At 56.0% G+C, this 25,273-nt stretch carries 20 protein-coding genes and 2 pseudogenes; 5 read left to right on the top strand and 17 right to left on the bottom strand.

Annotated features, from left to right (window positions below; translation table 11 throughout):
* The 3 genes and pseudogenes from tnpC to GGR38_RS18810 form a co-directional block, all read left to right on the top strand.
* Positions 1-1,241: IS66 family transposase (gene tnpC / locus GGR38_RS18820; protein WP_183627678.1), on the top strand; the 1,241-nt coding region annotated here is incomplete at its 5' end.
* A complete protein-coding gene (locus tag GGR38_RS18815; RefSeq protein WP_183627677.1) occupies positions 1,241-1,537 on the top strand; it encodes a hypothetical protein in 297 nt (98 codons plus the stop codon). The genes tnpC and GGR38_RS18815, both read left to right, overlap by 1 nt.
* Positions 1,538-1,546: 9 nt before the next feature.
* Positions 1,547-1,918, top strand: a pseudogene (locus GGR38_RS18810) (transposase); the annotation flags it as partial.
* Positions 1,919-2,522: 604 nt separating this feature from the next.
* Here the strand turns inward: GGR38_RS18810 and GGR38_RS18805 are convergent.
* Positions 2,523-3,620 (bottom strand): acyltransferase family protein, encoded by a 1,098-nt coding sequence (locus GGR38_RS18805; RefSeq protein WP_183627676.1) that lies wholly within the window; start codon positions 3,618-3,620, stop codon positions 2,523-2,525.
* A 165-nt stretch (positions 3,621-3,785) separates the two neighbouring features.
* Between GGR38_RS18805 and GGR38_RS18800 the strand changes: the two genes are divergently transcribed.
* Positions 3,786-3,995 carry a hypothetical protein gene (locus tag GGR38_RS18800; protein WP_183627675.1) on the top strand — a complete coding sequence of 70 codons (210 nt, stop codon included), beginning with the start codon at positions 3,786-3,788 and terminating at the stop codon, positions 3,993-3,995.
* A 133-nt stretch (positions 3,996-4,128) separates the two neighbouring features.
* Here GGR38_RS18800 and GGR38_RS18795 read toward each other — a convergent pair whose 3' ends face one another.
* The 5 genes from GGR38_RS18795 to GGR38_RS18775 form a co-directional block, all read right to left on the bottom strand.
* Positions 4,129-6,246, bottom strand: coding sequence for a GumC family protein (locus GGR38_RS18795; RefSeq protein ID WP_183627674.1), 2,118 nt, complete (start codon positions 6,244-6,246; stop codon positions 4,129-4,131).
* 64 nt (positions 6,247-6,310) lie between these two features.
* Positions 6,311-7,627 carry an outer membrane beta-barrel protein gene (locus GGR38_RS18790; protein WP_183627673.1) on the bottom strand — a complete coding sequence of 439 codons (1,317 nt, stop codon included), beginning with the start codon at positions 7,625-7,627 and terminating at the stop codon, positions 6,311-6,313.
* Positions 7,628-7,721: 94 nt separating this feature from the next.
* Entirely contained in the window at positions 7,722-8,309 is a 588-nt protein-coding gene (locus tag GGR38_RS18785; RefSeq protein WP_183627672.1) for a polysaccharide biosynthesis/export family protein, read from the bottom strand.
* A gap of 356 nt (positions 8,310-8,665) precedes the next feature.
* Positions 8,666-11,038, bottom strand: coding sequence for a WD40/YVTN/BNR-like repeat-containing protein (locus GGR38_RS18780; RefSeq protein WP_343059172.1), 2,373 nt, complete (start codon positions 11,036-11,038; stop codon positions 8,666-8,668).
* Positions 11,039-11,136: 98 nt separating this feature from the next.
* Entirely contained in the window at positions 11,137-11,676 is a 540-nt protein-coding gene (locus tag GGR38_RS18775) for a WecB/TagA/CpsF family glycosyltransferase (RefSeq protein ID WP_246405009.1), read from the bottom strand.
* Here GGR38_RS18775 and GGR38_RS24270 point away from each other — a divergent pair.
* Complete coding sequence (locus GGR38_RS24270) at positions 11,572-11,973, top strand: hypothetical protein (RefSeq protein ID WP_246405016.1); 402 nt, start codon at positions 11,572-11,574, stop codon at positions 11,971-11,973. The two genes, GGR38_RS18775 and GGR38_RS24270, sit on opposite strands and share 105 nt — an antisense overlap.
* 71 nt (positions 11,974-12,044) lie before the next feature.
* Here GGR38_RS24270 and GGR38_RS18770 read toward each other — a convergent pair whose 3' ends face one another.
* From GGR38_RS18770 to GGR38_RS18720, 11 genes and pseudogenes are all read right to left on the bottom strand, one after another.
* The gene (locus tag GGR38_RS18770; protein ID WP_183627670.1) at positions 12,045-13,358 is read right to left on the bottom strand and encodes an O-antigen ligase family protein; all 1,314 of its coding nucleotides are present in this window, start codon (positions 13,356-13,358) and stop codon (positions 12,045-12,047) included.
* Complete coding sequence (locus GGR38_RS18765; RefSeq protein WP_183627669.1) at positions 13,355-14,551, bottom strand: glycosyltransferase; 1,197 nt, start codon at positions 14,549-14,551, stop codon at positions 13,355-13,357. The genes GGR38_RS18770 and GGR38_RS18765 overlap by 4 nt, the downstream gene beginning before the upstream one ends.
* Positions 14,548-15,606, bottom strand: coding sequence for a hypothetical protein (locus GGR38_RS18760; RefSeq protein WP_183627668.1), 1,059 nt, complete (start codon positions 15,604-15,606; stop codon positions 14,548-14,550). Before GGR38_RS18760 ends, GGR38_RS18765 begins: the two co-directional genes overlap by 4 nt.
* A 515-nt stretch (positions 15,607-16,121) precedes the next feature.
* Positions 16,122-16,865, bottom strand: a pseudogene (locus GGR38_RS24655) (MBOAT family O-acyltransferase); the annotation flags it as partial.
* A gap of 455 nt (positions 16,866-17,320) precedes the next feature.
* Positions 17,321-17,554, bottom strand: a complete 234-nt coding sequence (locus tag GGR38_RS18750) for an acyl carrier protein (protein ID WP_246405001.1) — start codon at positions 17,552-17,554, stop codon at positions 17,321-17,323.
* A 40-nt stretch (positions 17,555-17,594) separates the two neighbouring features.
* Entirely contained in the window at positions 17,595-18,758 is a 1,164-nt protein-coding gene (locus GGR38_RS18745) for a glycosyltransferase family 4 protein (RefSeq protein ID WP_183627666.1), read from the bottom strand.
* Complete coding sequence (locus tag GGR38_RS18740; RefSeq protein ID WP_183627665.1) at positions 18,755-20,095, bottom strand: oligosaccharide flippase family protein; 1,341 nt, start codon at positions 20,093-20,095, stop codon at positions 18,755-18,757. Before GGR38_RS18740 ends, GGR38_RS18745 begins: the two co-directional genes overlap by 4 nt.
* Positions 20,092-21,093, bottom strand: a complete 1,002-nt coding sequence (locus tag GGR38_RS18735; RefSeq protein WP_183627664.1) for a glycosyltransferase family 2 protein — start codon at positions 21,091-21,093, stop codon at positions 20,092-20,094. The genes GGR38_RS18740 and GGR38_RS18735 overlap by 4 nt, the downstream gene beginning before the upstream one ends.
* Positions 21,090-22,250 carry a glycosyltransferase gene (locus GGR38_RS18730; RefSeq protein ID WP_183627663.1) on the bottom strand — a complete coding sequence of 387 codons (1,161 nt, stop codon included), beginning with the start codon at positions 22,248-22,250 and terminating at the stop codon, positions 21,090-21,092. The genes GGR38_RS18735 and GGR38_RS18730 overlap by 4 nt, the downstream gene beginning before the upstream one ends.
* An 84-nt stretch (positions 22,251-22,334) precedes the next feature.
* The gene (locus GGR38_RS18725; protein ID WP_183627662.1) at positions 22,335-24,527 is read right to left on the bottom strand and encodes a GumC family protein; all 2,193 of its coding nucleotides are present in this window, start codon (positions 24,525-24,527) and stop codon (positions 22,335-22,337) included.
* A gap of 25 nt (positions 24,528-24,552) precedes the next feature.
* The gene (locus tag GGR38_RS18720) at positions 24,553-25,266 is read right to left on the bottom strand and encodes a polysaccharide biosynthesis/export family protein (protein WP_183627661.1); all 714 of its coding nucleotides are present in this window, start codon (positions 25,264-25,266) and stop codon (positions 24,553-24,555) included.
* Positions 25,267-25,273 lie beyond the last annotated feature (7 nt).

Below are 25,273 nucleotides of genomic sequence, written 5' to 3'. Positions count from 1 at the left end.
CCGATTGTGGCGGCCAGTTGCGCCGGGTGGGTGAAGACGTCAGCGAGATGCTCGACATGATCGTCGCCCAGCTCAAGGTGATCGAGATAGCACGGGTCAAGAAGTCCTGCCGTGGCTGTGACAGGATGGTGCAAGTCGCGGCACCGAGCCGCCCCATCCCCGGCAGCATGGCCACGGCTTCATTGTTGGCTTACATTCTGGTCTCCAAATTTGATGACCACCTGCCGCTCTACCGGCTGAATGAAATCTTCGCCCGTATGGGGGCGGACATTCCTGACACCACTCTGGTCGACTGGTGCGGTCGCGCGATGAAGCTGCTTTTGCCCTTGGTTGAGCGGATCGAGAGCCACGTCATGGCCAGCGATCTGCTGCATGCCGATGATACGCCCATCCGGGTGCTGGATCGCAGCCTGCGCAACCCGGATGTCGCTGGAAACCTCGGCAAGGGTGTTCGCAAGGGGCGTATCTGGGCCTATCTCCTCGACCAGCGCCCCTGGGCCGGGCCAGCGCCGCCCGGCGTTGCCTACAAGTTTGCCGCCAACTGGAAGGAAGAGCATGTCCTTGGGCATCTGCGGCATGCCAGCGGCATTCTGCAGGCCGATGGCTACAAGGGTTATGGCAAACTCTACGCCCCCGCTGCCGATGGTATCGCGCAGTTCCGGGAGGCCGCCTGCTGGGCACATTTGCGTCGTGATTTCCATGATTTATGGGTTGGCAGCAAGTCGCAAATCGCCCGCGAAGCCCTGGATCGCATTGGCGCTATCTACGACATCGAAGGCCAGATCACCGGCCAAAGTGCACAGCTTCGGCTTGCGGCGCGCCAAACGCAAAGCAAGCCCAAGGTCGAGGTGTTCCACGCCTGGGCGCAGGCCCAGCTCACGAAGCTCCCCGGCAAAAGCGACCTGGCCAATGCCTTCAGATACGCGCTCTCACGCTGGCCGGCCTTTTGCCTGTTCCTCGAAGATGGCCGCGTGGCCATCGATAACAATCCTGCCGAAAGAGCCCTGAAGCCCATTGGAATCGGCAGAAAAAACTGGTTGTTCGCTGGCGCTGATACCGGTGCCGAGACCCTGGCGCGCGCCATGACCATCATTGAGACGGCTAAGATGAACGGCCTCGACCCCCAAGCCTATCTTGCCGACGTGCTGGCGCGCATCAACGATCACAAGATCAACCGGCTCGACGAATTGTTACCCTGGAATTGGAGCCCGTTACTCCCGGAAGCCAAGGCTGCTGCCTGATGCCCATCGTCAGCCATGTCTTCATGCTCGATTATGTCGCCGACATCCTGGGCGAGCACCCTGAACTCATCGACGCCATCGTCAGCAATGACGATAATCTGACCTACGGCTCGATCATCTCCGTTGGTTTGGGGCCGGACGAATGGCGCACTGCACTGACTGACGACGCCATCGACGAATTACGCAGCATGATCGCCGACGCACGGCGCTCTCCTGAAGAATGGGACCAATTCCTCCAGGACTTTGTCTCCGATCCTGCCACCATCGAAATCGTCAAGACCTATAAGCTGCGGTAGCAATCGGGCGGTTACGGTGCGGTAACGGCATCGTCGTTTGTAGCTGCGATCGAGAATCCGGCAAACTTCAAAAAGTCGCGATCAGTTGGCGCCTGGATCGGCTTGACCACCAGACGCTACCAGTCGGGTGAGGTCGATTACGACGGACATATATCCCGGCGCGGCGACAATCATCTGCGCGGATTGCTGTATGAAGCGGCCACCGTGATCCTGACGCGTGCCATGGCTGACAGCGCGCTGCGTACCTGGGGTCTCAAGCTCAAGGAGAAGATCGGCTTCAAGCGCGCTGCTGTTGCGGTCGCGCGTAAGCTTGCCGTTATCATGCATGCTATGCTCCGGACAGGCGAATTCTTCGACCGCTCCGTCGTGGTTGAAGGCTGACATGAGCGACAAGATACCAGAGGCAACGCGCTTCTGAACTGACCTTGCTATCGTTTGCGTCCACGCTGTGGATGCGCCGAGCCGTCCCTGTCGGGGCGCGGACAGGATCATTCCGCTATGTGGGCTGCGCTTGCTCCCAGTCTGGCAGCACAGTGCGTTAATTACATTGGAAGATTCGTCCCTCGAAGACCTATCCTGCGGCGGGCATGTCTCGACCGCGCAAACGACCCTGTACCCGACAAACGGCATTGCCGGCGTGGCCAAAGCTGAAGGCGGGCTAACCCCGACCACCATACCAACTACGATGACCCAATCGTAGTACAAGTTTGGCCGTCCAAATTACTCCTTGACGGGCCATCGATTAAACGACCCACCCCCTGATTTGAGCTGTATCGCCTTGGTACCTTAGCCTTAGGCAGTCAGCAGAACGATCCACGACCGCCAAACTGTTTCTGCGGCAAGCCAAGTGCGGCTACAATGGCCTCAAGCCGCTTCGTAGCCGCTGACGTGACCTCAATAACGATACCCGTTTCATGCCCCATTCTGGCTTGCCCGCAACGCCATAGGAATGCTTCAAAAGGATTCATTCCTTCCGATCAATCCACTAACGGGGTTGCAATTTACGCATAAGGGGAACTTCAATGTTTTTCCAAACTTGCCATGCCGCAACGAAGCACACAATGCATGCTATCAATACCACCAACACAAGCGACAGCGTACTTTTTCCCGCGATCCGCTCTGTAACCACAGCAATCAATCCCAACAGAAAGCTGTGCGTAAGATAAAGGCTGTAGGATGCGCTGCCAAAAGCCTTAGAAAATCGTTCAAAGGCTGTGCTGGCTTCTTCCCGAGCCTTCAGCAATGTAGCTGTCATCATAGTCACCATAACGGCAACTAAGCTAACAAAACTGACACCTGGGCCCGCAAAGCGTACTCCAAGCAACATGCACGCGACACCGATCAGTCCCATGCCCCAAGCAGGCAGCGGCACCTCTCTGCACATCCCCTGACGACGCGCCACCCCCAACATCATACCAATCACGAAATATAGCAGTAGAGGTCGAGTGAAGAAATACAGCGGCACAGGGGTACCCACGATGGTGAGCGGAGCATCGAGCGCCAGTCCCAGCGCTGTGGCGCCCAAGAGGAATGCGGTCGCGACAATCATGCCTTTGCGCAGAGGCATCAGCATAGCCAACGCAAATACTGCGTAAAACAGCATCTCATATTCAAGCGTCCATCCAAGGCCATACACAGGGTGAGCGATCCCATTGACATCAATGTACGGTAAAAACATGAATGACATAACGATTTGATAGAATGTCGGGGCAACATAGATTTTATTGGTACTCAAATGAAACGTCGCGAAGGCGAAAATAACAGACAATATTGTCGTAACATAATACATTGGAGCAACGCGGACAAATCGACGAGTAAGGAAACGCCTCCCACCCAGTAAACTTCCAAACTCATTGCCGGTAGTATGAACCATAATAAAACCACTGATGGCAAAAAAGGTCGCCACGCCCATTTCACCAAATGAGTGAGTCCAATCAGGCAGTGGATCCAAAAAAGCCCCTCGCTTGACCAGACGATCTAGAAAGTGAACGGTAACCACAAAAGAGGCCGCAATGCCGCGAAGAAACTGAACGGGTACAATCACGCCCGCATGGACATGCTTATCTGGTCGCACACTTGCCATGCCTACCCCTTAATCATTTATCCGCCACAGATAGGCCACGTTTGATTTCGTAGGTTTTTTCCTATGTCCGATGTATTCACACAAATCGAATGGAAACAGAATCCTGAAATTAGATCGTGAACCCGCAAATTGGATTCGGTGAATCTGACTTTATCGCCAGTTGACATGATCGTCGAGGAAGTTGGCTGGGTTAACCTGAACAGCGATTGGCCACAGATAAGTGGATCGCCAGCCGGTTATCGTTTTTACATGCTGGCGCGGGGAATCTTGGAAGAAAGACGAAGCCCGACTGAAAAGAAGCCCACACCGGCGGCTAAAGTCATGCTGTGTGTTGTGATTATGAAGAGTCGCCTGCTCGCTTTGGCTCTTGCCTGAAGGCTAATTCTTGCCGTCCGGCAGAAAACCCGCCTATTCGCCGTCCAGTTTTCCTAATCCACCTCTGCCAAGAAGGGCGCGGCCGCCTAATATGCCACGCCCTTCTTTAAACTCAAATATTAAAATAAAATTTCTACTTGTCAGATTGCCCGTTATAGTAGCCAGTGTACTTGTTCGTATAGTAATAGTACGATCCATAGGTATGCGACGATGTATCCACCATCGTGTACATCGCACCAACAAGATTAGTGCCATCCGACCTCAACCACCCCACTGCGGAATTTACTGCCTGCAACGGGGTTGAGTTCCACTTGATCGCCAGCACCACAGCATCGGCCAAAGCCGCCAGGAAGCGGCCATCGGCCAGACCCACTAAAGGCGGAAGATCAAGCACGATGACATCAAACCGGGCCGAGAGATCCTCAATAATATCGTGAATATTTTGCGAACCGAACAGGTTATCTGAAGTGAAGTATGGTTTATTAACCGAAATACTCTTGAGGTTTTCCAGACGAGTGTCACGGATCACCTCATCAAGTGTGGCTTCGCCGCGCAACAGCTCCACGGTACCAGCACCTGACGTATCACTATCAACGATATTGCGCATCTGCGCGCGACGCACGTCGACATCAAAAATCACCGTACGCTGTCCATTTAGCGCCATTGTGCGGGCCAAAGCCAGCGCGGTCGTCGTCTTACCCTCGCTTGGTAGCGAAGAAGTCAGGGCGATAACCTTGGGCGCCAATTCTCCCTTGACTCCCATAAGCGTGGCACGCGCATTACGCAATGCTTCGGCAAAGGGCGAAGTAGGCTTGGAGATCAGCATGTCAGCTGGCATTTCCGTGCCGCGCAGCATTGGAATTGCCGCGATCAGAGGCATACCGAGATCTTCCTCCACCTGTTGCGCACTAAGCATGCCGGTGACCATCAGTTCCTGAATGGTGATGACGATCAGACCAATGGCAAAGCCAGCCAGCACCGACATGGCATAAAACAGTCCGCGCTTAGGCCAGTAAGGAATCATCGGAACCTTGGCGACGTCGATTATGCGAGCCTGCGCGATCGAGTTCTGAGCTTGCTGACGCGCATCGGTGGCGGTCTGCGACATGCGGTCATAGGCACTGTGCTTGTTATCAGCGTCACGCTGCAAGCTTTGCAAAGTCACGGATGCGCGAGCGTCGGCAGCCTGCTTATCCTCTAGACGCTGCATTGCACCACGAAGGCTAGCTGCGCGCGCCTCGGCCGCGTCAGCATCCGCCTTGAGTGAGCGAACGACACGGCTAGCTTCTTCGCGCAACTGCGCATCGATGGCAGCAAGCTGTTGATTAGCTTTGACATAATCAGGGTAGCGCGGACCATAACGTGTTTGCATTTCAGTCAATGATTGCAGAATTAGAGTGCGCTGGCGGCGCAAATCCTGAACCGTTGCCGAATTACGGACATCCGACACAGAATCAATTTGGCCATTAGCAATCTGGCCTTGTGCCGAAATTTGCTTCGAGCGCGCCTCGGCAGCAACCGATTCTGCGCTCGCCATCTGCACGGAAAGCGGGCCGACCTGCTGATCCGTCACCGTCTCACCGTTCTGAGCATTGCTTCGCACGATGCCAGCCTGAGCCGCAAACTGGGCTACCTTTTCGTCGGCGGCGCGAGCGTCGTCACCCATACGGTTCAATTGAGCTTCAAAAAAGTCGGCCTGCTTAGAAGCCGTACCGATATTGGTCCCAACCTTGGTGTCCATATAGGCCGAAGCGAACTCATTCGCGATCCGTGCAGCCTTCCGGCCATCGCGCGAGGCAACCTTAATCGCAAGGATATAGGTCAGCTTTTCTCGCGAGACGTCAGTCATGCCCGCCAAAAGCGAGGCCGCGACGTCAAGCTTCTGATCGGCAGTCGCGCCAGGCTTCATGCCCCCAGTGAAATCGGGATCATCGAGCAAATTCATCCGGGTGACCACTTTGCGGGCCATATCGAGCGAACTAATCACCGAAACTTCAGTTTCAATCGCCTCGGTGGCCAATTGCGCCTGGGCTTCGCCCTGATTGCGGGAGAGCGGATTTTGCTTCGGGTCGATTTGAAGTCGGACCACGCCTTGATAATAAGGCTTGAGCGTCATCGTAATGCCCACGCCGATGATCGTAATCAATAACGTGGTCGCCAACAAAACCTTGAAACGCCGTCGCAAAACATCTCTCACCTTAGCGATGACATCCGCAAGGCGGGCTTCATAGGATGCGGTAGAGACTTTCATGAACGAATACCCTTGCCTCTAGGTGACGCTTGAGCGCATTTGAAAATAATTATATACAATTTCATCAACGCCGCGCAGTAACCGAAAGGCCGAATAGCAACCCTTCATATGTTGTGCCCTGCGATGCCGTAGACGGTTCCGAATAACGGTAGCTAACCTCAGCCTGAAAGCCCAGCCATCGGGTCGCCTGATAGCGCAGCGTCGACTGAAGCTGACGACTTAAGCGCATGCCATCGACCCCCAAATATTGCTGTCTGGCAACAGCTGCACTGACGATCAGAATAATATTTTCTCGCAATGACTGATCGACTTCTGCACTTACGCGCGTATCGACATAGGCCAAGGAATTAAGCCCCGAATCCTGCACCAGCCTTTGCGCGATGAAGGAAACCGTAGTCGTCTGATAGGGAAACAAATCCACCCGTGCCTGCGCTGAAAATGCCCCGACAACAGGATAAGCCGATGCAGCATAGTTGCGGTTGGAATAGCCAACACCGATGATGCCGCGCATCACCCCGGCCAGATCAAAGCTTACCCCACCCAGAACGCTCTGACCCGAAGATGTGCGAACCGGGGTATTGATATTCTGGGCCTTCGAATAGTCCGTTCGATCAAACGAACCGGCTAGATACAGCGCAACGCTAGGCGAAAGAGCGACCTCGCTTTGCCCAGAAAAGCGATCAATGATGCGGTTGCGATAGACCTGCTCCACAACCAACCCATTGGGAAAATGCAGCGTTGCGAAATCATAGCTAGAATGATCATAAGCGGCGCTAAGCCGAATCTGGCCACCGGTGTAGATCACCTTAAGTAGTCCGCTCGACCGGGAAAAATTCGAAAGCACCTGCGCATCGGGACTAAGGTCATTCCCGTATGGCGATTCGAAATAGCGTCCGGACCGCCCTTCTACCTGAAGTACCAGATGTGATCCTAGATCAGCCCGTCCCGTGGCAAGCACATCCCAGGAATTCAGGTTACGGCGCAATTGCGTTGCATAGCGCCTGACATCCGAGCTGGCCTGGAGCTGCAGCGAATGGCGCGACCAATCCGACATTAGCGAAGCCGATGGCTGAAGCACTAGAGCGACATCGCGGTCCTTATTGGACTGCGTGGCATAGACGTTGCTGTCGAACAGCGTGCCGACAGTCATCTGAGGATGGAGTACAAAAGAACCGATTTGGGCACCTGGTGCTTGGTAATCGGGATGCCATTCTTCGAGAACCGCGACATTGTGATCGCGATTAAAATCGGGCGAAAGCACAGGACTAACCAATGTTGTGAAACTGTTAGGGCCAACCAAAGGCGTGTTGATCACGCTGCCGCTTTGCGCAAATGCCGGATTCGCAAAAGGGAGGGAGCCCAAAAGGCTCAAGGCCAGCACAAAAGGACTCCGGCTCAGCCTTTCACAAACGCCGAACCGTTCCTCCCGGAACCGAGCCCTTCTGGGCGCACACCCGCTCATCAGGCCCCTCCAATCAGAAAAAGCGCTCGGCAACTCGAATGGTATCGCCCGGCCAGACCCGCAGATCCGGGGTCAGCCGATAGCGCTCCTCCTTAGCCTCACCATATTTGCGAATGAAGACGTAGGAATCGCGCCCTCGCGGTGTCAGCCCTTGGGCTACCGCCACCGCATTCCATACAGTCAGCCCGGCGGAATAAATATACTGCCCGGGGAGGCGCACCTGCCCAACAATAAAGAACGGGCGATACTGGGAGACCTCCACGGAAACCCGAGGGTAGCGCAGGAAATCCCGGCCCAGCAACTGCTCATAGTCTCCGGCCACTTCAGCAGGAGTCTTACCAAGCACCAGCACATTGCCGACCAGCGGCAAAGCGATCGATCCATCAGCTCCAACCTGGTATTCGCCCGACAACTGGAGTTCGTTGAAAACCGTCACCTTGACTTTGTCGCCAGCACCAAGCTTATAAGATTCAACGACCTTTTGTCCGTCGACATATCTGTCGCCAGAACTGATCGCAGAAACTTTGGCATTGGCCGCAGCTTCCATCTGGGGTGACAAAAGCAAGCACAAACCCAGGCCCAGCAGATTCGCCTTCTTCACCAGTGTTCGCCTTTCAAAAAACGAGATCGCTTGCGCATACCCTTGCAGACACATTCGATCAAGATCAAATAAAAATCCGGAAATGAACCGACGAAATGTCCAGCAACCTTCAGCGCAACCCCCGCGCATCGCAAAAAAACACCAGCTTTGAATTAAAATATATTTTTGTGTATATTATCAATAAACCTCAATTCGATTTTGCAATGTCGAATTACATACAAATATTATTACAATACCCGAAATCAACGCGGAAAAATCTTTACAAACAAACCTCGTCTTGACACAGGAAATTCAAAACGGCGCCTTCGCACTTGCACAATATATCCGAGGAAACCACTCAAGAACCTGTCTCACAACTAGCGGAGAACGAAACAGGTGCTGCCCGCCGCCAAAGCGCCCGCCTTGCAAGGCGCCGGTTCACCCCAAATCCATCCCGAGCCGCTATAGCCCAGATAGACCCGTCCAAAGACATCCGGATCGGCCGCCACCACCGTCACCTGATCCAGCGTGCCGACCGGAAACTCCGCGATCTGTTGCCAGCTTGCCGCATTATCGAGCGAGCGCCAGACGCCATAGACCCCAAACACGCGGCCCGAGATAAAGATTGTGGGATAGGTCTTACCCGGAGCTGCCCGACCAAAGGCAATGTCATCGACATGTTCGACATGAGGTACAAGATTCCAGGTAACGCCGCCATCGGTGCTGCGGCGCAAGACCGTGTCTGTGGTATGGAGGAATGCAGAAGTGAAGAATAAATGCCCGGCATGGCCGGGAACCGAACGCAATTTGGCCGCCATATTGCTAGCCGGTGCGATTTCACCGACATAGACATGCTGCCAGCTTGCCCCGCCATCGCGGCTGCGCCACAGGCCAAGCAAGGCAAGATTGGGCGCCTCGCCGCTGTGATAGAGATAGAACACCCCGGGATCGGATTTGTCCGCCGTCAACGTCTTACGCTGATAATACATCTGCTCAAACGATCCGGTCTTGTCGCCGCGCTGCCCCTCCAGCACCACTGGCTTCCAGCTCTTGCCCCGGTCGGTCGTATAAAAAGGCGTCCGGTTAAAGGCAGGCTCCCAAACGATATTGTCCACATCGCCCGACGAAACGGCGATCGTGCCAAAGGACATGCGCCACGGATAATCATCCTTTTGCCCGGCGGGTGTGGGCAAAGACCCAAATTTCTTCCAACGCCGCCCTCCGTCGGTACTATAGCCAGCCATCACCGCATTGCCATCCTCAGCGCAACATCCCATCCTCGCATCAGACGCATTGGTGACAACAAAGGCAGGATTCGCTGGCGACCAGTCAATCTGCTGTACAGACATCAACGAACGCTCATTCGGCCCGAACGTCGAGGAATAAGCATTGAGGTTATCCTTGACATGCAAGCCAAAGTCCCAGCCCGCAAAGATTGGTGACTGCCCTGGCGCTTGAATAATGTCATTGGCTACCAGTTCCTCAATCCCGCGCGACTGGCTGACCCAATTAGCCACCGAAGTCCCCGGCGCGAAATCGGCGTAAAAGACGCCCATACCGCCAGCCACCCACAAGCGATTAGGAACGTTCGGATCGAAATGGATATCCCCCATCGCAAAATAGGCTGAATCCGCAAAGCGCAACCACGGCGGATCACCCGGCCCTGCCGCGCCGCTATGGGAGACATGGGTCCAGTTCTTGCCGCCATCGACGGTCTGATAGCCTTCTCCGCCCTGATCGAAAATTACGGTCTGGCTGGCGCGCGGATTGGAGGCCACGACAGCCCATGGCGCCACAGGCAGTCCCGCCTCCTGCGTCAGATTGTGCCACCGGTCACCATAATAGGCCCAGGCCAGCTTGGTTATATCGTCCACGCCATAGAAAGTGCCTTTGGTATCGAAGGCGCCGCGCCGCAACGCCATCGGCTGCGTCCCCACAGCGGGCAGGGGTCGGAAATTCACCCCGCCATCTTCCGAAACCGTCATGCCGTGGCCCGAAGACATCGCAAAGATACGCCCAGTGAATTTCGCCTTGCCTGCAGGCTGTTCAAACCAGACGATGATGCCCGGCGCCTGAACACCGGGCGATGGATCGCTATCGACGCTGCTAGCGACGGAGGCAACGTGCTGCCACGTCACCCCGCCATTGGGCGAACGCCACAACCCATCGCCGGGCGTCCCCAGAAAAACCAGATCCGGGTTTTCAGGTGAGACGGACAGGTAGGGGCCGCCTAACCGGAAAGCACTGTTCGCATCCCATGTCAGCGGGAAAGGGTTGCCGGCGCTGGCCAGCGCCCAATGGGCGCCCCGATCATCACTGCGATAAACGTTGCCCTTGATCGCCATATAGATCCGATCCGGGCGTGAAGGGGCCACCGCAATTTCATAGGCACCGGCAGCAAGACCGCCCTGTGTGCGATCAGCGGCGGGCATGCTGGGCGCATTCACCAACTGTATCCAGCGATCAGCCTGAGGCGACCAGATATAGGCCCCATAAACGTCCGTGCGCACAACAAAGGTCTTCCCGGACGGGTCCATCGACAGGCCGGTGATAAACCCGCCCGCGCCCACCGCGACATGATTCCATTGATAGGCCTCGCCAGCCACCGGGCCTCCCGCACTGGACAGAGCCGGCGGCGGAGTATGCACCTCGTGATCCACGGCCATATAATAATAGGCTCCGCCACCGGCCGCCCCCAGCCCCAAAAAGGCCAGCGCCACCAACGGCCAAATGCGCCGCCGCTTTTTCACGAACTGATCATAACGGATCTCGCGGCGGCGAGGCATCTGCCCGTCGTGATTGTCGATAATTTTGCTCGAAGATCTGGTCGAACCGGACAAAGCAGGCCTCAATCTTTGGTTTTGGTGAACAGATGATAGATGGCGCGCGGATTGGTGACCAGATACCGCCACCCCAGCCGAACAGGTTCGCGCGCAGCACGATAGAGCCATTCCAGCCCAGACGACTGCATCCATTGCGGTGCGCGGGACACCCCTCCGCCGTAATGGTCAAAAAGGCCCCCGCATGTGCGTATCCACGCCAGCCCGGCCAGATGTTCGCGCGCCTGTGCGGCAAAATGCTCCTGATAGGGTGTGCCAGTCCCCACCCACAACACATCGGCCCCGGAATGGCGCACTGCCTCGCAAATCGAGGGAATGTCGGCGTCCTGAAAATAGCCGTGGCGCACACCCACGATCTTGAGGCCGGGAAACCGGCTGCGCAAATTTTCCGCCGCGCGCGCGGCCACACCGGGTCTGGCGCCCAGAAAATAGAAACGGACCCCATGCTGGGCAGCAGCGATTGCCGCATCGATCAAAAAATCCGTGGTCGCGATCCGCTGGCGAAGCGGTTTGCGGCAAAACAAGCGGCTGGCAAAAACCAGCGGCATGCCATCGGCATCGACAATATCGGCTTGATCAATGGCTTTTCGCAAATCGGGATTAGCATGGTATTCGGCGATGACGCTGCCATTTGCCGACGTAACAAACCTAGGCAGACGCAGATCCCCCGTGCGCGCAGCAGCCACATCGGCCAGCATGATGGCGCACAATTCTTCACAGCCGGTTCTGGTTATCTGCAAGCCGCCAATTGTCAGTGTTGGCAATACCATCTTTTCCCCCAAGAGACTTTCGGTCGCCACTTCACGCCCATCGGTCAAAGCCTCTTGCCGATTTCAACGGCTTGAAACTAGATTCGATAAATACCGCCATACTCCGAGCTTGCCAAGGCGGCGCATGCTTATGCCCGAATACGTCGCTAGCGTCCGCGAGAAAAAGCAGGTATCTTCCAGTTCAGGTACGGCAACGGCGCCAAGCCAATTAGTGCAATGGCAATTGTCAAGAATAACTGATCGACAGCCTTGCCGTCTATAAACTGGCTTTCGGCGAGATTATTCCATGCGCAAAAAGTAATCACGGTAAAGAACAGCGAACGGCAAGACGCTGGAATCATGCTTGCCCCCAGTAACCGGTATAAAGGGATTATAACTAGCGCCAGAACCGCCAAAACTAGACCGGGATAGCCGATCGTCGCTTGTAGATCCAGATAACCATTATGGCCAGACGGTATGATCTCGGCCACCCATCGTTCACCTACAGACAAAGCCGGTGTAGCATCACCCACCCGCCAAAAAGATCCATATCCCGCTCCGGTCCAGAAATGATCCTGCGCATAGAGGATCAGAGTGGACCAGATCCGCACCCGTCCAGTAAAGGCATAGGGATCAACGAGCGGTTCAAGACTAGATGCAAAAAAAACCGCAGCCAATGGTAGCGCAAAAGCAAAGAGGATCATCGAGCGAATGGTGGCCGCATAATGCGAGCGCGGATCGTAAGAATGGATCGCCAATCCTGCGATCAGGGCAATAAAGAGGCCACTCATCGAAGATTTCGATTGAGAAAATCCCAAAAAAACAAGCGCCAAAACAATAATTACCCACCGAACATTACCTCGAAGCCCCCTCTTATCCATCGCAAAAAATATGACAGTAAAGGCACATATTGGCCCAGCCACATTTTTGTTGTTCAGAATCCCTCGCCAACTCCCAATAATGTCGGCCTCATCACCCAAAATATAGTGATGAATACCATGATCCAAAAAAATAACTGCGAAATAATTCATGGCTAGGACGATCACCAAGGTCAGGCGGACATACCATAAAGTCCGCGCATAACCCAATTCGGCACTGGCCCGCCACAGTACCCATATCGAAATGATCGCCTGCCCCCATCGGCGTATCGCAATATCGGGCACCGCTGACCAGCTCACCGACATCAGAGTATAGGCCGCCAGCAGCAGAACCGGGATGGACAAGGCAAGATTGGCCGCGACCTGCCCCCGATGCCACGTCGTAAGCATAAGCAGCAAGGCCAGACCCAACGCGGTCAACTGGTTTAAAGCAGAACCGTCGCTGTTCAGCGCATTATGACCATCCGCCGCCAGAGGATCGAGGCCGACAATTACATATAGAAGATAGGCTACAAGACAGAAGGCAGCCCAATATCGCCGCGTGGTAGCGGCGCGCGCATTTTCGCTCTGGATGGCCGGATCGGCCCCGAACATGCCGATCATGCCATGGCCTTCCGGTTGGGATTGTGCCGACCATGGCCGTCGGGCAAGACGCCATGCTCGGCCATCAGCGCCGCATAGCGATCTATCAGCGCCCGACTGCTACGCATTTGCCCCAGACGGGCTGAACGCTGTGTCCACATATGATAGGCTTCCGTATCCTCGATCAGACTGGACAATGCCGTTGCCAGAGCACGATCATCCCCCAGCGGCACTGCTATACCGCATAATTGGCCTTGTGCATCGGTTATGCCCTCGACCTGCTCATCCACCCGCGACACCACAAGCGGCAATCCCAGCCTCGCAGCTTCGATCAGGGCAAGGCTATGACCTTCAAACAGGCTAACCTGCACAAACACATCCGCCTGCGCCACCCGCCGCAAGGTTTCCTCACGCGCCAGTTGCCCTGAAAGGGTAACGCGTTCATCAAGACCAAGCTGCGTAATCAACCCGCGCAAATCAGCCTCATCCTCGCCCGCGCCGATGATTTCGAGCCGCGCCGGAAGCAGATGCGCCATCGCCCGGATCAACTGCGGATGATTCTTCTGGGCCGACAATCGCCCGACAGCAATGATGCGCCCTTGTCCCGACAATCCACCCGGCCGTGTGAAGGCAATAGCATCGGCCAGTCTTTCGATCCTTTCGGGCAGCGAATTATGGATCGTTACCTGCTTGGCCCTGTAACGCGTGGGCCAGCCAGCAAACGAGGCCTCTACGGCATTCGAAACGCTGATAACCCCCACCACGCAAGACCGACACCCCGTCCAACGATCGATGCGATTCAGCAGAGGCTGATAGGTGGAGGAGGCGGTATGATGCGATAGAATGACCCGGGTTCCTGTCCTCGCCACCGTACTGGCCAGCGCAAAAAGCACATTGCAAAGGGGCATGCCCGTTATCACCACATCAGGCCTTGTCCTGCGCAGCCAGCCGATGACGGCCCATAACAGACCAAGCCTCGCCCATGCTTTGCGCACCGCAACAGGCCTAAGGAAATGCCAACCCTCGCCGCTGGCCTCCTCCAGTTCTCTGTCGCGCGGATAAAGCGCGACAAGGCCCGTCCGATACCCTTCGGCCCGCAATCCATGGGCCACATCCTGCCAGATTTCGCGCAGGCCGCCCGGTTCGGTATGGGTAATGGCAAAGACCACCTGCGGCGGTGCGGCGGATGGATCAGGGGCAGCAGCCCGGCTCATACGCCAACCCGTGACAGTAGCGGGGCAACCTTGTCCGCGAGATATTGCGTGGCCGCAATTGCTCCGGCGCGGTTGAGATGCACCTCATCCTGATAGAACCGGGGGTCATTGCGCAAATGAACCGGCAGAAAATCCGGCCCGAACCGGCTGAAATAGGCAGGGTTGCGCGGTTCATCACGCGGCCCAAACATCGGGAGGCCTATAAAGGCCAGAGCAACGTGATGATCGCGGGCCAGACCGGCGATGGATTCCATATAGGTATGGTCGATCGACAATTGCCATGCCTCTGGCAAAATGGACATGTGCAGCAAACGAAACTTGCCTCTTTCGGCTATTGTAGCTTGCGCCCTTGCCAGCAGTTGCTTTGGCGGCATAACTAGTTCGCCATTTCGCTTATGACCGGAAGGCAAGCGGTAACCTAATGTTCGGTCCAAATCACTTCCAAGATAGTTGTCTGGGCGGAACACGGTGTCCACACCAAACCAACCGGGCAGGAGCTGTTGCGCCCCATTGAGGAGATTGCGATAAGGAACGGCCAAAAGATTAGCGAAGTATGATTTGTTGATCAGTATTGGGGCTGAGGCAATCTGCGCAACGCTAGCCATTTCCTGAAACATCGGATGAGTATCAATCATGAAGCCATCATCAGAAAGGATAATCATCCTGACTTCGGGGTGAGTTGCCAGCAAATCGCGAACCAGCAAATCGTGGTAATCTCGCCCAGGCTTGACCAGAGCCAGATTGACAACGTGAATCTGGCGGTGAAACTTAGCGCTCAGGATGCGGGCCATCAGGTCAGAACTGATTCCGGCCTCAACCCGCGAGGAACCGATGATTGCGACGTCAACGGGCGTCGGATCGAAATGCAGACGTTCATAGATCCAACGGGCATGAAACATCTCGCTGTCCGCCGCTCGTTGAGAAGCAAGGTAACGGTCAAAAGGCAGGCACAGCAGGACAAGCAACAGCCCCAGAAATCCCACCGCCATGCCCAGCGCATAGCGGCCATGGCCGACAGCGTCATCCCTGTCCTGTTGCCCGCTTGCCAAAGCCAAACCACCCATCCTCAAAAGCTGAAATAGACAAAGCTGTTGCCACCCCGGCTAACAAAAGTCAGCCCCAGCAGCAACATTGCACCAGTCACAATGCCCCAGACGGCATTGGGGCGCCAGACCAGCGGTATAAGCCCGCGCGCAATTTTTTCCGCTCCGGCAAAGGGCAGCGCAATATCAAGCTGTTCAAGCCACTGAGCCGTGTTGGGCAAGACATAGACGATAGCGAGCGACAAGGCCAGTTCCAGCGCCACAATCGCCCCACCCACCGTCGGCATAACCGGCCATGGCAACCAAACGCCTGCCCCGCCAATCCCTGCCATCCCGGCCCAGACCCTTAACGCGCTGGCCATATCGGGGGCACGAAAAGGCACCAGCGCGATCAATACGCATAGCATAGTCAGCACATGACCCCGCACATGCGCCAAACGCGACGTTGGCGGCGCTCGTTTGCGTTTCCGGTTCTTCTTGCGTAAGAAAATCCAAGCCTCAGCCACCACCATGTAAAAGGCATGCAGCAGACCAAAGGTGATATAGGTCCAATTGCCGCCATGCCATGCTCCGATCACAAACATCGACACCGCTGTCGGCACCAGCACGCCCAGCACCACCCCTCCCCAGCGCCCATATCCGCGCATCATCGCCATCCGCGTCATCGGCAAAGCAAGCGACTGAAAAATATAATCATTAACAAAGCGCCCCAGACTCATGTGCCACCGGCGCCACCAGTCCATGATGTTTGTCACCCGAATCGGCGAGTAAAAATTGAGCGGCAAGCGCACCCCCAGCAACCGGGCCGTTCCCGCCGCCATGTCCGAATAGCCCGAAAAATCGAAATACATCTGGAACAGAAAGCCAAGCACCATCACCCACGCCTGAACCACCACAGGCCGGTGGCCCGCTGCAACATCGGCAAACATCGGATCGACCCAAAGCACCAATGTATCGGCCAGCACAGCTTTCTTGAACAAACCTGTGGCAAAAAGCGTAAGACCAGCAATGCCATCCCGGACGGTATCGCGAGTTTCAGTTTCCACCTGCGGGGCGAATTCGCGGAAATAGGTAATCGGCCCCGACACCAGATAGGGAAAGAACAGGATCGACGCCAGATATGTGAGCGGACGCAGCGATGTCACCAGCCCGCGCGACAGATCCACCAGCAGCGAGATCTGTTGAAACGTGAAAAACGAAATCCCCAACGGCAAAGCTAGCTCGCGCAACAAAGGAGGGCCGGGGATCAGCAGTGCCAGATTGGCCCCCATGAAGCCTGAAAACTTAAGCGCCACCAACGCCAGAACATTGGTCCCCACCCCCAACCTCAACCAGCAGCGACGTATATCCCCATTGCTGGCGATAATCATTCGGGCCACCAAATAATTGCCCAGCAGAGAAGCCAGCAGTATCGGCAAGGCCCATGCGCAGGCTATGACATAAAAGGCCAGACCCGCCGCAATAATGACCATCAAACGCCCACGGCGTCCGGCAAACCGGGCCACCAAACCATAGATCAGCCACACCACCGGCAAAAACAACAGTGCAAAGCCGTATGAATTGAAGGCCATGGTCAAGACATTTCCGCTGATATAATAGGAGCTTCATGACAAATAATTATAAAAGTCATTACGCGAACCGATCGCATCCAATTGTTATCTTGATATTTTCTTCTGCGATATTTCCTTCTTGAAGTGTACATCACAGGAGAAAAAGTCCCCCCCTTTCAGCCGCCCAGCAAAACAACCAGATCGCCCAATTGCTTCAGCCCCTGCCAATCGCCAATGGTGAATTTGCGCCCAAAAGCCTGTTCCACCGCAACCATAAAGCGAATATTACTCAGGCTGTCCCAGTCCGCAACATCGGCAGCGGTCAGGTCATCGCGATAATCGATCTGATCCTCGTCGAAAGTATCGGCAAAAACATCCATCAGTTTTTCAATGATTTCTGCTCGTTCCATCTGTCATTCACCTTGAAGAGACAGGCATTCGTCCGGCCTGTCATGTTGTTTGGCTAAGGGCGTTCTTTGACATCCAGATACGATCACTTTCATCGTCATTCATCCAGTGGTCGATCAATTCGCCCCATTTTATCGGGATCTGCATTCTTTGCCAGGCTTGCGCGGCGCCCTGCGAAATATGCGAATAAAGCACGTTGTCCGACAACAGGCGCTCGATCTGCTGCGCAAGCAACGCGCTGTTTCCAGCCGGAAAGACCAGCGCGCCACACTCATGCTTGATATGACCGGCAAACATCGGGTGATCCGACGCGATCACAGGCGTGCGCGAAGCAAGCGCTTCATAAAGGGTAAGCGGGATGCCTTCGGGAAAGCTGTGGCGGCTGGGCACGATCACGGCGGCGCTGGCATGCATCAGGTTCATGACCTGTCGGTTTGGCACCAGTCCAAGAAATTCGATTCTGTCGGCCACACCCTTGCGCCGCGCCCGCGCTTCAAACCGGGCCTGCTGGCCGATTCCTGCCACCTTCAGGCGGATGTCGGGGCGATGCCGAAGCAAGGCCATCGCATCGATCACATCGCCGATGCCCTTTCGCCGCCCGATTGAACCGACATAGAGCAAATCATGAGGCGCCGTGCCGGGATCGGTCTTGACCGGCCATTGATCGGGGCGCCGGGTTTGCGGAAAATCCCACGCGACCACCTTTTCCGGACGCACGCCCAGCTTCACCAGCGACCTTGAGGCATTGACTCCATGATTGCCCACCAGCGTCACGCCCGGGTCGTTGAGCAGGCCCGCCAGCCGACCAAACCTGAACCAGCGATCAAGCGGATGCATAGAAAAACTGTCGGCCAGAATACAGCCGACGCGCAAACCCTGCTTCAGGCCCCAGCGCAAAAGGGGATTCATCGGCCCATGCACGATCAGATGGGTCGGCGCATATTCAGCGATCATCTGCAGCACAGGCGCTGGCCGCCTAACCCCATCCGTGTTAGCGCCCATTAAAGTGACGCCTCCCTCAATCGTTTCAACATAGGACGGCGCATGACAGCACAGAAACGCAGCCTCGCCATGACGCTGCGCCAAATAGGTCATCTGGTCCAGCACATAGCCGTGGCCGTAATAGATCTCGCTGCCATCCTGGCTCCGCCGGCGATAGGCCTCGCGATAATCGCCGGCATTATGGACAATCAGCAAACGTTTCATGGCACCACCCCGCCGATTTGCGGAAACGTCATACCGATACCCAAGGCATAGCGAACCGCACAAGTCCCGCCAAGGGTTGCCAGAGCAAGCCCCCCCGCCACAACGTCCTGACGCCAATAACCTTTGCCCATGCGCCAAAGGCCCAGTCCGATGTACCCATACTGACATATCTCGGTAAAAGCGATCGCTAGCACAGCGCCGGGGAAACCCCACCTGCCGAGGCCAATCGGCATCCACAGAGCCAGAGTACAAAATCGCGCGGCGTTGGCGAGACTGCTCAGCACCGGTCGCCCCGCGCCCAGCATAAGCGCCTCGTTGATATTGGACAGCACAGCGAAGATCGCGCCCACCAGCAGAACACTCAGAATCCAGCCCGCCGAGACATAGCGAGGGTCATAAAGCAGAGCGATAACCCAATCAGCCACCCCCGCTCCGAAACCAAGCCCTAAGCTTACCGTCAGCACGAAGTAAAAGCGCGTGAGTGCCATGGACTTCTCGCGCTCTTCTGCTCCTTGCGACGCCGAGGCAAGAGCAGGAAAAATGATCTGATAACCAAGGCGCCGGGCTAGATTTGTTGGTAATTCAGCCATGGCGCGCGCGATGCCATAAATACCGACCAACGCCAGCGGAATCGTTCGCCCAAGATACAAGCGGTCAAGATTTGTGGCCGCATACATGACAAGTGAGGTGACCATGATCCATTTGCCGAAATGGATAATCCGCGCCCTAATTTCCGAATCAAGGCAAAATGTTTGGCGGGGGTCGGGTAACAGATAGCTGAACGAGGAACGAATGGCGACCCCGCACACCAAAGCCACAGCAGGCGCCCAAACAGATCGAAGAATCCACGCCAGCCATACGGACACGAAGAAAGCCAGCAATTCGCTGCCCATTTCGAACTGGTTGCGCCGCCTGACCTCCATCTGCTTGACCAGTACAAAAATGGCGGTGGAGTGCAGGCCACCAATGACCGGCGAACATGCGGCCAGCAGAAAAATCCCAATATTGATATGATAGATCGCTGCAAGAAACGGCGCGGCTGCAAGGAACAGCAGGCTTAGGAACAGGCCGCGCAAGACCTGCATCGTCCATGCCGTATCACGAAAATGGCGCTCCGCCCCATCTGGGTGGTGAATGATGTTCTGTTCGATCCCCACATCGGTCAGTAATTCTATGCCCAGCCGGACCGAATTGACGACCAGCATGACCCCCATTACCTCTGGTGCCAATAGGCGCGACAAGATGATGTTAAGACTGAAACGAAGAATTGACGAGGCCAGAAAACCACTAATCGTCCACCAAAGCTTGCCACTGAAACTGCCTCCGACTCCCGTCACGCCACCGGTTCCTGCAAAACCGTCATATCCAGAGGTAAGTCTGGTTTCACCCGCGCCCTCATCAAACCTTGCATCAGGCCGACCCCGTGCATGTTCCACGTCGCCAACGAATAGGCGCCATGGCGCAGCGAGCGGCGGCGATAACTAAGAAAGATTCCCGGCAAGACTGTAATGCTGACCAGAGCCCACCACCAGCCCGAGAGCAAGCAAGCCAATAACACCAACCACCAGCACACGACCATCACCGCATGGCGCAAATGGGAAAAACCACGCAATAACATACCCATCCGGTGCTGCTCCAATGCCGCCCTCACCACCTCGCCGGTTCCCCCCGCATAGCCGCTGACAATACGGCGCCAGACCAAAGACAACGCGGCCATTGAATGGCCTCGATGACGGACCGCAGGGGCCTCGATCCGGCCCAGCTTCCATCCATTTGCAACAAGCCGGGCGCCCAAATCGAATTCCTCGAAAGCATGCAGATTACGATCCGCGAAATACCCAAGCTGGCGCAGCGCGCTCATGCGATACAACCCGCCGCAATCAAGGCGATCGACGTCGCCCGTATTGCTCTCGCGTTTGGCCAAATCGTTGCGTGCACGGGCCTCAAATTCGATGCTTTGCACATTCTCCTCGATCACCTTGCCTCCCACACCGGCATAGTCAGGATTACCGCGCAGGAACTCCATGCCCGCTTCGAGAAATCCGGAGAGCAACGTCATATCTCCGTCGATGAGATAGAAAAAATCATCTCCACTATCCGCCGCCTGAAACGCCAGTTGAGCCCCCGCACCGCAACAGCGCTGAGCAGGATCAGCCAGTTGAACGATCCGCACACTGGCAAAGCTCCGGGCGATCGCCACGGTGTGATCCGACGAACCGCTGTCCGCCAGCACGACATGTCCGCCCAGTTCCTTGGCCTCACCAATCACGCTTTCGAGACAAGACGCAATATTGGCTTCCTCATTCAGCGCCTTGATCCCTACCGTTATGGTCATGTCGCTTTCTCCGCCAAACAGCCTGCCAGCGCCCGATACTGCTCCAGATAGGCCGACAGCATTCGATCAGGGGCGAACCGCTCCCTTAGGGCTGGCCTATGACGCAAGGCCACATCGCGCGCAGCCTCAATATCGTCGACCACCGCCGCCAGCAGTTTGGCCAGCACAAGCGTATCCTCAGGTTCGCAGGCCAGCGCATAATCTGCGGGAAGAACTTCGGCCACTCCTGGAACCCGACAAGTAATCAGCGGAAGCCCGGCCACCAAAACTTCCAGATGTAAAAGACTGAGCCCTTCGAACCGAGAAGGCAGCAAGTATATATCATAATCATCAAGCCGGTGGGAAAGCCCGCTAATCGGATCGATCATCTTAACCTGCCAGCGCCCCGACCATCCCGCAAAAGCAGCGCTCAGTTCCTGCTTAAATGCACCATCCCCGGCAATGATGACCTCCACATCGCAGCGCCGCGCATTAGCCTGTGCTCCTGCAATAATCGCAGGTAACAAGTCCGCCCCTTTCTGATGCACCAGTCGCCCCGCGAACAGGATGCGCAGCGGTGTCCGCGCTCGGGTCGAAACCATCGGGGGTGGAGAAGGCACCGCATTGTAGATTACCTCGGCACGAGGACGGTGATTACCTGTATCTATGGCCAGATCGGCCTGTGCGGCGGCATCGGACACGGCTATCGCCCTGCCATGCGCCAATCTGCGTGTCACCAGTTGACCGATGCGACCCCACGAAATCCATAAAACGCTGTTATGAACCGTACGCAGCAAAGGAATGCGCGCCACTGGCGGCCAGATCATGCACGCAACGGCCAACGTAAGTTCAGGAATTTCAGTGTGCACATGGATTACATCGGGGCGGAATTCGCGCAAAGCCCGCACAAGTCGCCATGCGGCCACAACAACGCCGCCAGATTTGAAACCGCGACCTGTTCCAAAATAAACAGATGCGCCCGCATCATAAGCTCGACGGGCCATATCCAGCCCTATGCTAGAAGACGCTCCGGCCTGCAGCACCGCAAAAATGGCCGCGACAACTCGTGGATGCAATCCTTCCAGTAATTGCAGGGCCACACCTTCAGCTCCCCCCAGGTCGAGATGCGTAATGATATGCATCACCCGGACGGCATTTAGCTCCTTTGCAACAGCCATATCTGCCCGTCCAATCTGGGCGCCATGAGAGCCGTCGCCCCTGAAACCCCCACTATGGCCTACGAAGCCTATAGCCCGCCGAGGTCAATAGCCGTAACGATAGCTATAGGCATAATCGTATCCGGCCATCTTCGTATCATATTTGCTAACAATCGCACCGATGATATTTCCCCCTGCCCGTCGCAGACGCATCACAGACTGCTGCGCCGCCTTGACCCGCACACCACCAGTCTGAAGCACGAAAACAGTCGCGCTGGCTTCAGCTGTCAATTCCATGGCATCCGCAATCGACAGGACCGGCGGGGCATCAAGTACCAACAGATCAAAGCTGCCACCGACCTCGGCGAGAAATTCACGCAGCGATGTGCCCGAAAACAGATTAGCCGGATCGGGCGGGACCGGCCCGCTAGCCAGAAAAGACAGATTTTCAATTAGGGTAGGCACCACAGCATCTTGAAAGCCTACCTTGCGCGCAAGAACCGAGGAAAAACCATTAACGCCCGGATCGACGTCCACAATGCGATGAAGCGTCGGGCGGCGCAAATCTGCATCGACCAGAAGTACGCGCTTGCCCTGCAACGCAAAGTCGCGGGCTAAAGCATAGCTGCTGGTCGACTTCCCCTCGGACGGGCTGCTACTGGTCAACAGCAAGGATTTGGGTAGGCCCACGCTCGACGACAACTCGATGGAAGTTCGAATCGCATGATAGGCCTCGGCAATATCGGATTTCGGGCTGAGCAAAGTGGTCAGCGGGCTACCGCCCAGATCCATCGGCACTACCCCCAAAAGAGGAAGCGCCAGCCTGCGTTCGACGTCGCGCGGATCATTGATTGTGTCGAACAAGCGCGAACGAAGGATGACAGCAAGCACCGCCGCCCCAGCCGCTAAAATGATCGACAGACCAATGTTAATAAGCACGCGCGGCGATGTCGGTTTACGCGGTGCTTCGGCCACGTCGATCTGAGAGATGTTGTTGACCGTTACACCCGCTGCCGCACTCACTTCCTTATAACGCTGGAGAAGGCTGTCATAGAGCTGACGGTTGGTGTCCACCTCGCGTTTAAGAATATTATAGCGAACGCCGCGATCCTGCTCTGAAAGGGTTGCGCTCTTCAGGCCGTTGACCGCAGACTGCATCGCCCCGTCCTGACGCGCAGCCACCATATATTGGTTCTTGATCGAGCCACGGATGGATTCTGCAATGGTCCTGGCCTCATTGTCCAGTTCGTTAAGTTGCGTCGTCGCCTGAACAACGCTGGGGTGATCAGCCTTGAGATGTGCCCGCAGTTCCTGAAGTTTAGCGGCCTGTTCCGCGCGCTGCTGCAACAATTGCTGCACCGCATTGTTCGAGAGGACCTCGGGCAATTGCATCAGAGGCGTTCCGCTCGCCTGATGCCACCGCTCCTCAGCCTGAAGGCGATTAGCTTTGGCTTCGGCCGATCGGTCATTCAATTCAACCAAATTGGCAGTGACCAGCGATTGCGGCCCCTGAGCAATCCCCGTCTTGCCCGCCATGCCTGCGCTTGTGTCAATCAAGCTGGCCGTGCGCGAATAAGTGATAAGGGTACGCTCCGACTCTTCAAGTCGCCTCTTCGCCACGCTTAGCTGATTACCTAAAAATTCAAGAGAATAGCTAGAAGCCGAAAATTTTCGCTGGATATTGCCCTTAATGAACTCAGCGACAAACGTATTGGCAACTTTTGCAGAAAGTGCCGCATCGCGACTCTTGTACATAACCCCCACGACGCGGGAATTATGCGGGAGATCGACATCAAGATTACGCTGCAATGTGTCAATGACGCGGTCAACACGCTCTCCGGGGGTCAGACCGCTTGGAGCGCGTCCGGTTGACTGCTCCAAAAAAGTATCGCTGGCAGCCAGCCCCAGCGCATCGGAAACTCGCCGTGCCATCGCACGACTGTTGAGAATATCGACCTGAGTTTGCAGCATGCGATCAGCTTCCGAACCATTAGCAAGCGGTTCGCTGTCTTCGGTGCCTAGCACCTTGCGGGCCTGCTGATCGATCTGAATGCTGGCCCGTGCAGTAAATATGCGCGGCATGAAAACGGCCGAGGCGACACCCACCAGCAACCCCCCAGCCATAATCCCCAGAATCATCTTCCGATTGATTAGAAACGCCAGCCGCATCGCCTCGAAATCGAGGAGATCCCGCGTGAGCCCCGAAGTGGCCGGGCCAAAGGTCTCCCCGTCCCGATGCGCGCTGCCGTCATCATGGAGATGATCCGGGACGTCTCGAAAGGCCAGATGCGCCTTCATTCGCTCGATGCTCCGCAAATTAAGATTAGAATTGTGCAAATACGTTCAGCAACGGCGCCGCCCTGAGCAAGTCATGCCACATGCGCTTGCCAGTCGAATTCCCTACGATGACAACATCGCGTGGAATCAACTGAGGGTCCTTGTCCTCACCTCGACGAATTCGATTCAGATCGAATACAGCGCCAGTGCGCTTTCCATCTTGGACTCGTACCACAGCAACCTGACGCACCGATGCATTCTCGGTTTCGCCCTTAGCTTGGGCTATGGCATCAAGCAGCGTGGTGGTGCCCCGCATTGCGTAAATCCCCGGCTCAGTCACCTGACCTTCAACAGTTACGCGTTGCGAAACGGAGCCCGATACCGACACTGTGACCTGCGGGTCGACATAATAGCGCTCCCCCAGGCGATGCGCCAGCATATCAGCTAGCTCCATCGATGTGTAGCCAGCAGCCTTTACACGGCCAATCAAGGGCATGGAAATGTTACCTGCAGCGTCGACCTGCAAACCTTTTACCGAAATATCGGGTTCCTGAAACACGTTGATATCGACTGAATCAGCTGGCCCGATCCGATATTCAGGAATGCTGCCATCCCCGGCTGCAGCCGGGATCACCGCAAATGCAGACTTGCCCTGAGCCAAAGGCGCCTGATGATAGGTGCCAGCACAACCACCCAGCAAGCCAGCCAAGATAGCCAGACCAGATAACTGCCGCGTCAAGATTATCAGATTTTTGGTCACACTTAAT

It is taken from the genome of Novosphingobium sediminicola (assembly GCF_014196525.1).
In the GTDB taxonomy this organism is placed as follows: domain Bacteria; phylum Pseudomonadota; class Alphaproteobacteria; order Sphingomonadales; family Sphingomonadaceae; genus Novosphingobium; species Novosphingobium sediminicola.
The sequence above is the reverse complement of the archived record's forward strand: the minus strand, read 5'-3'. Positions and strand labels throughout refer to the sequence as shown.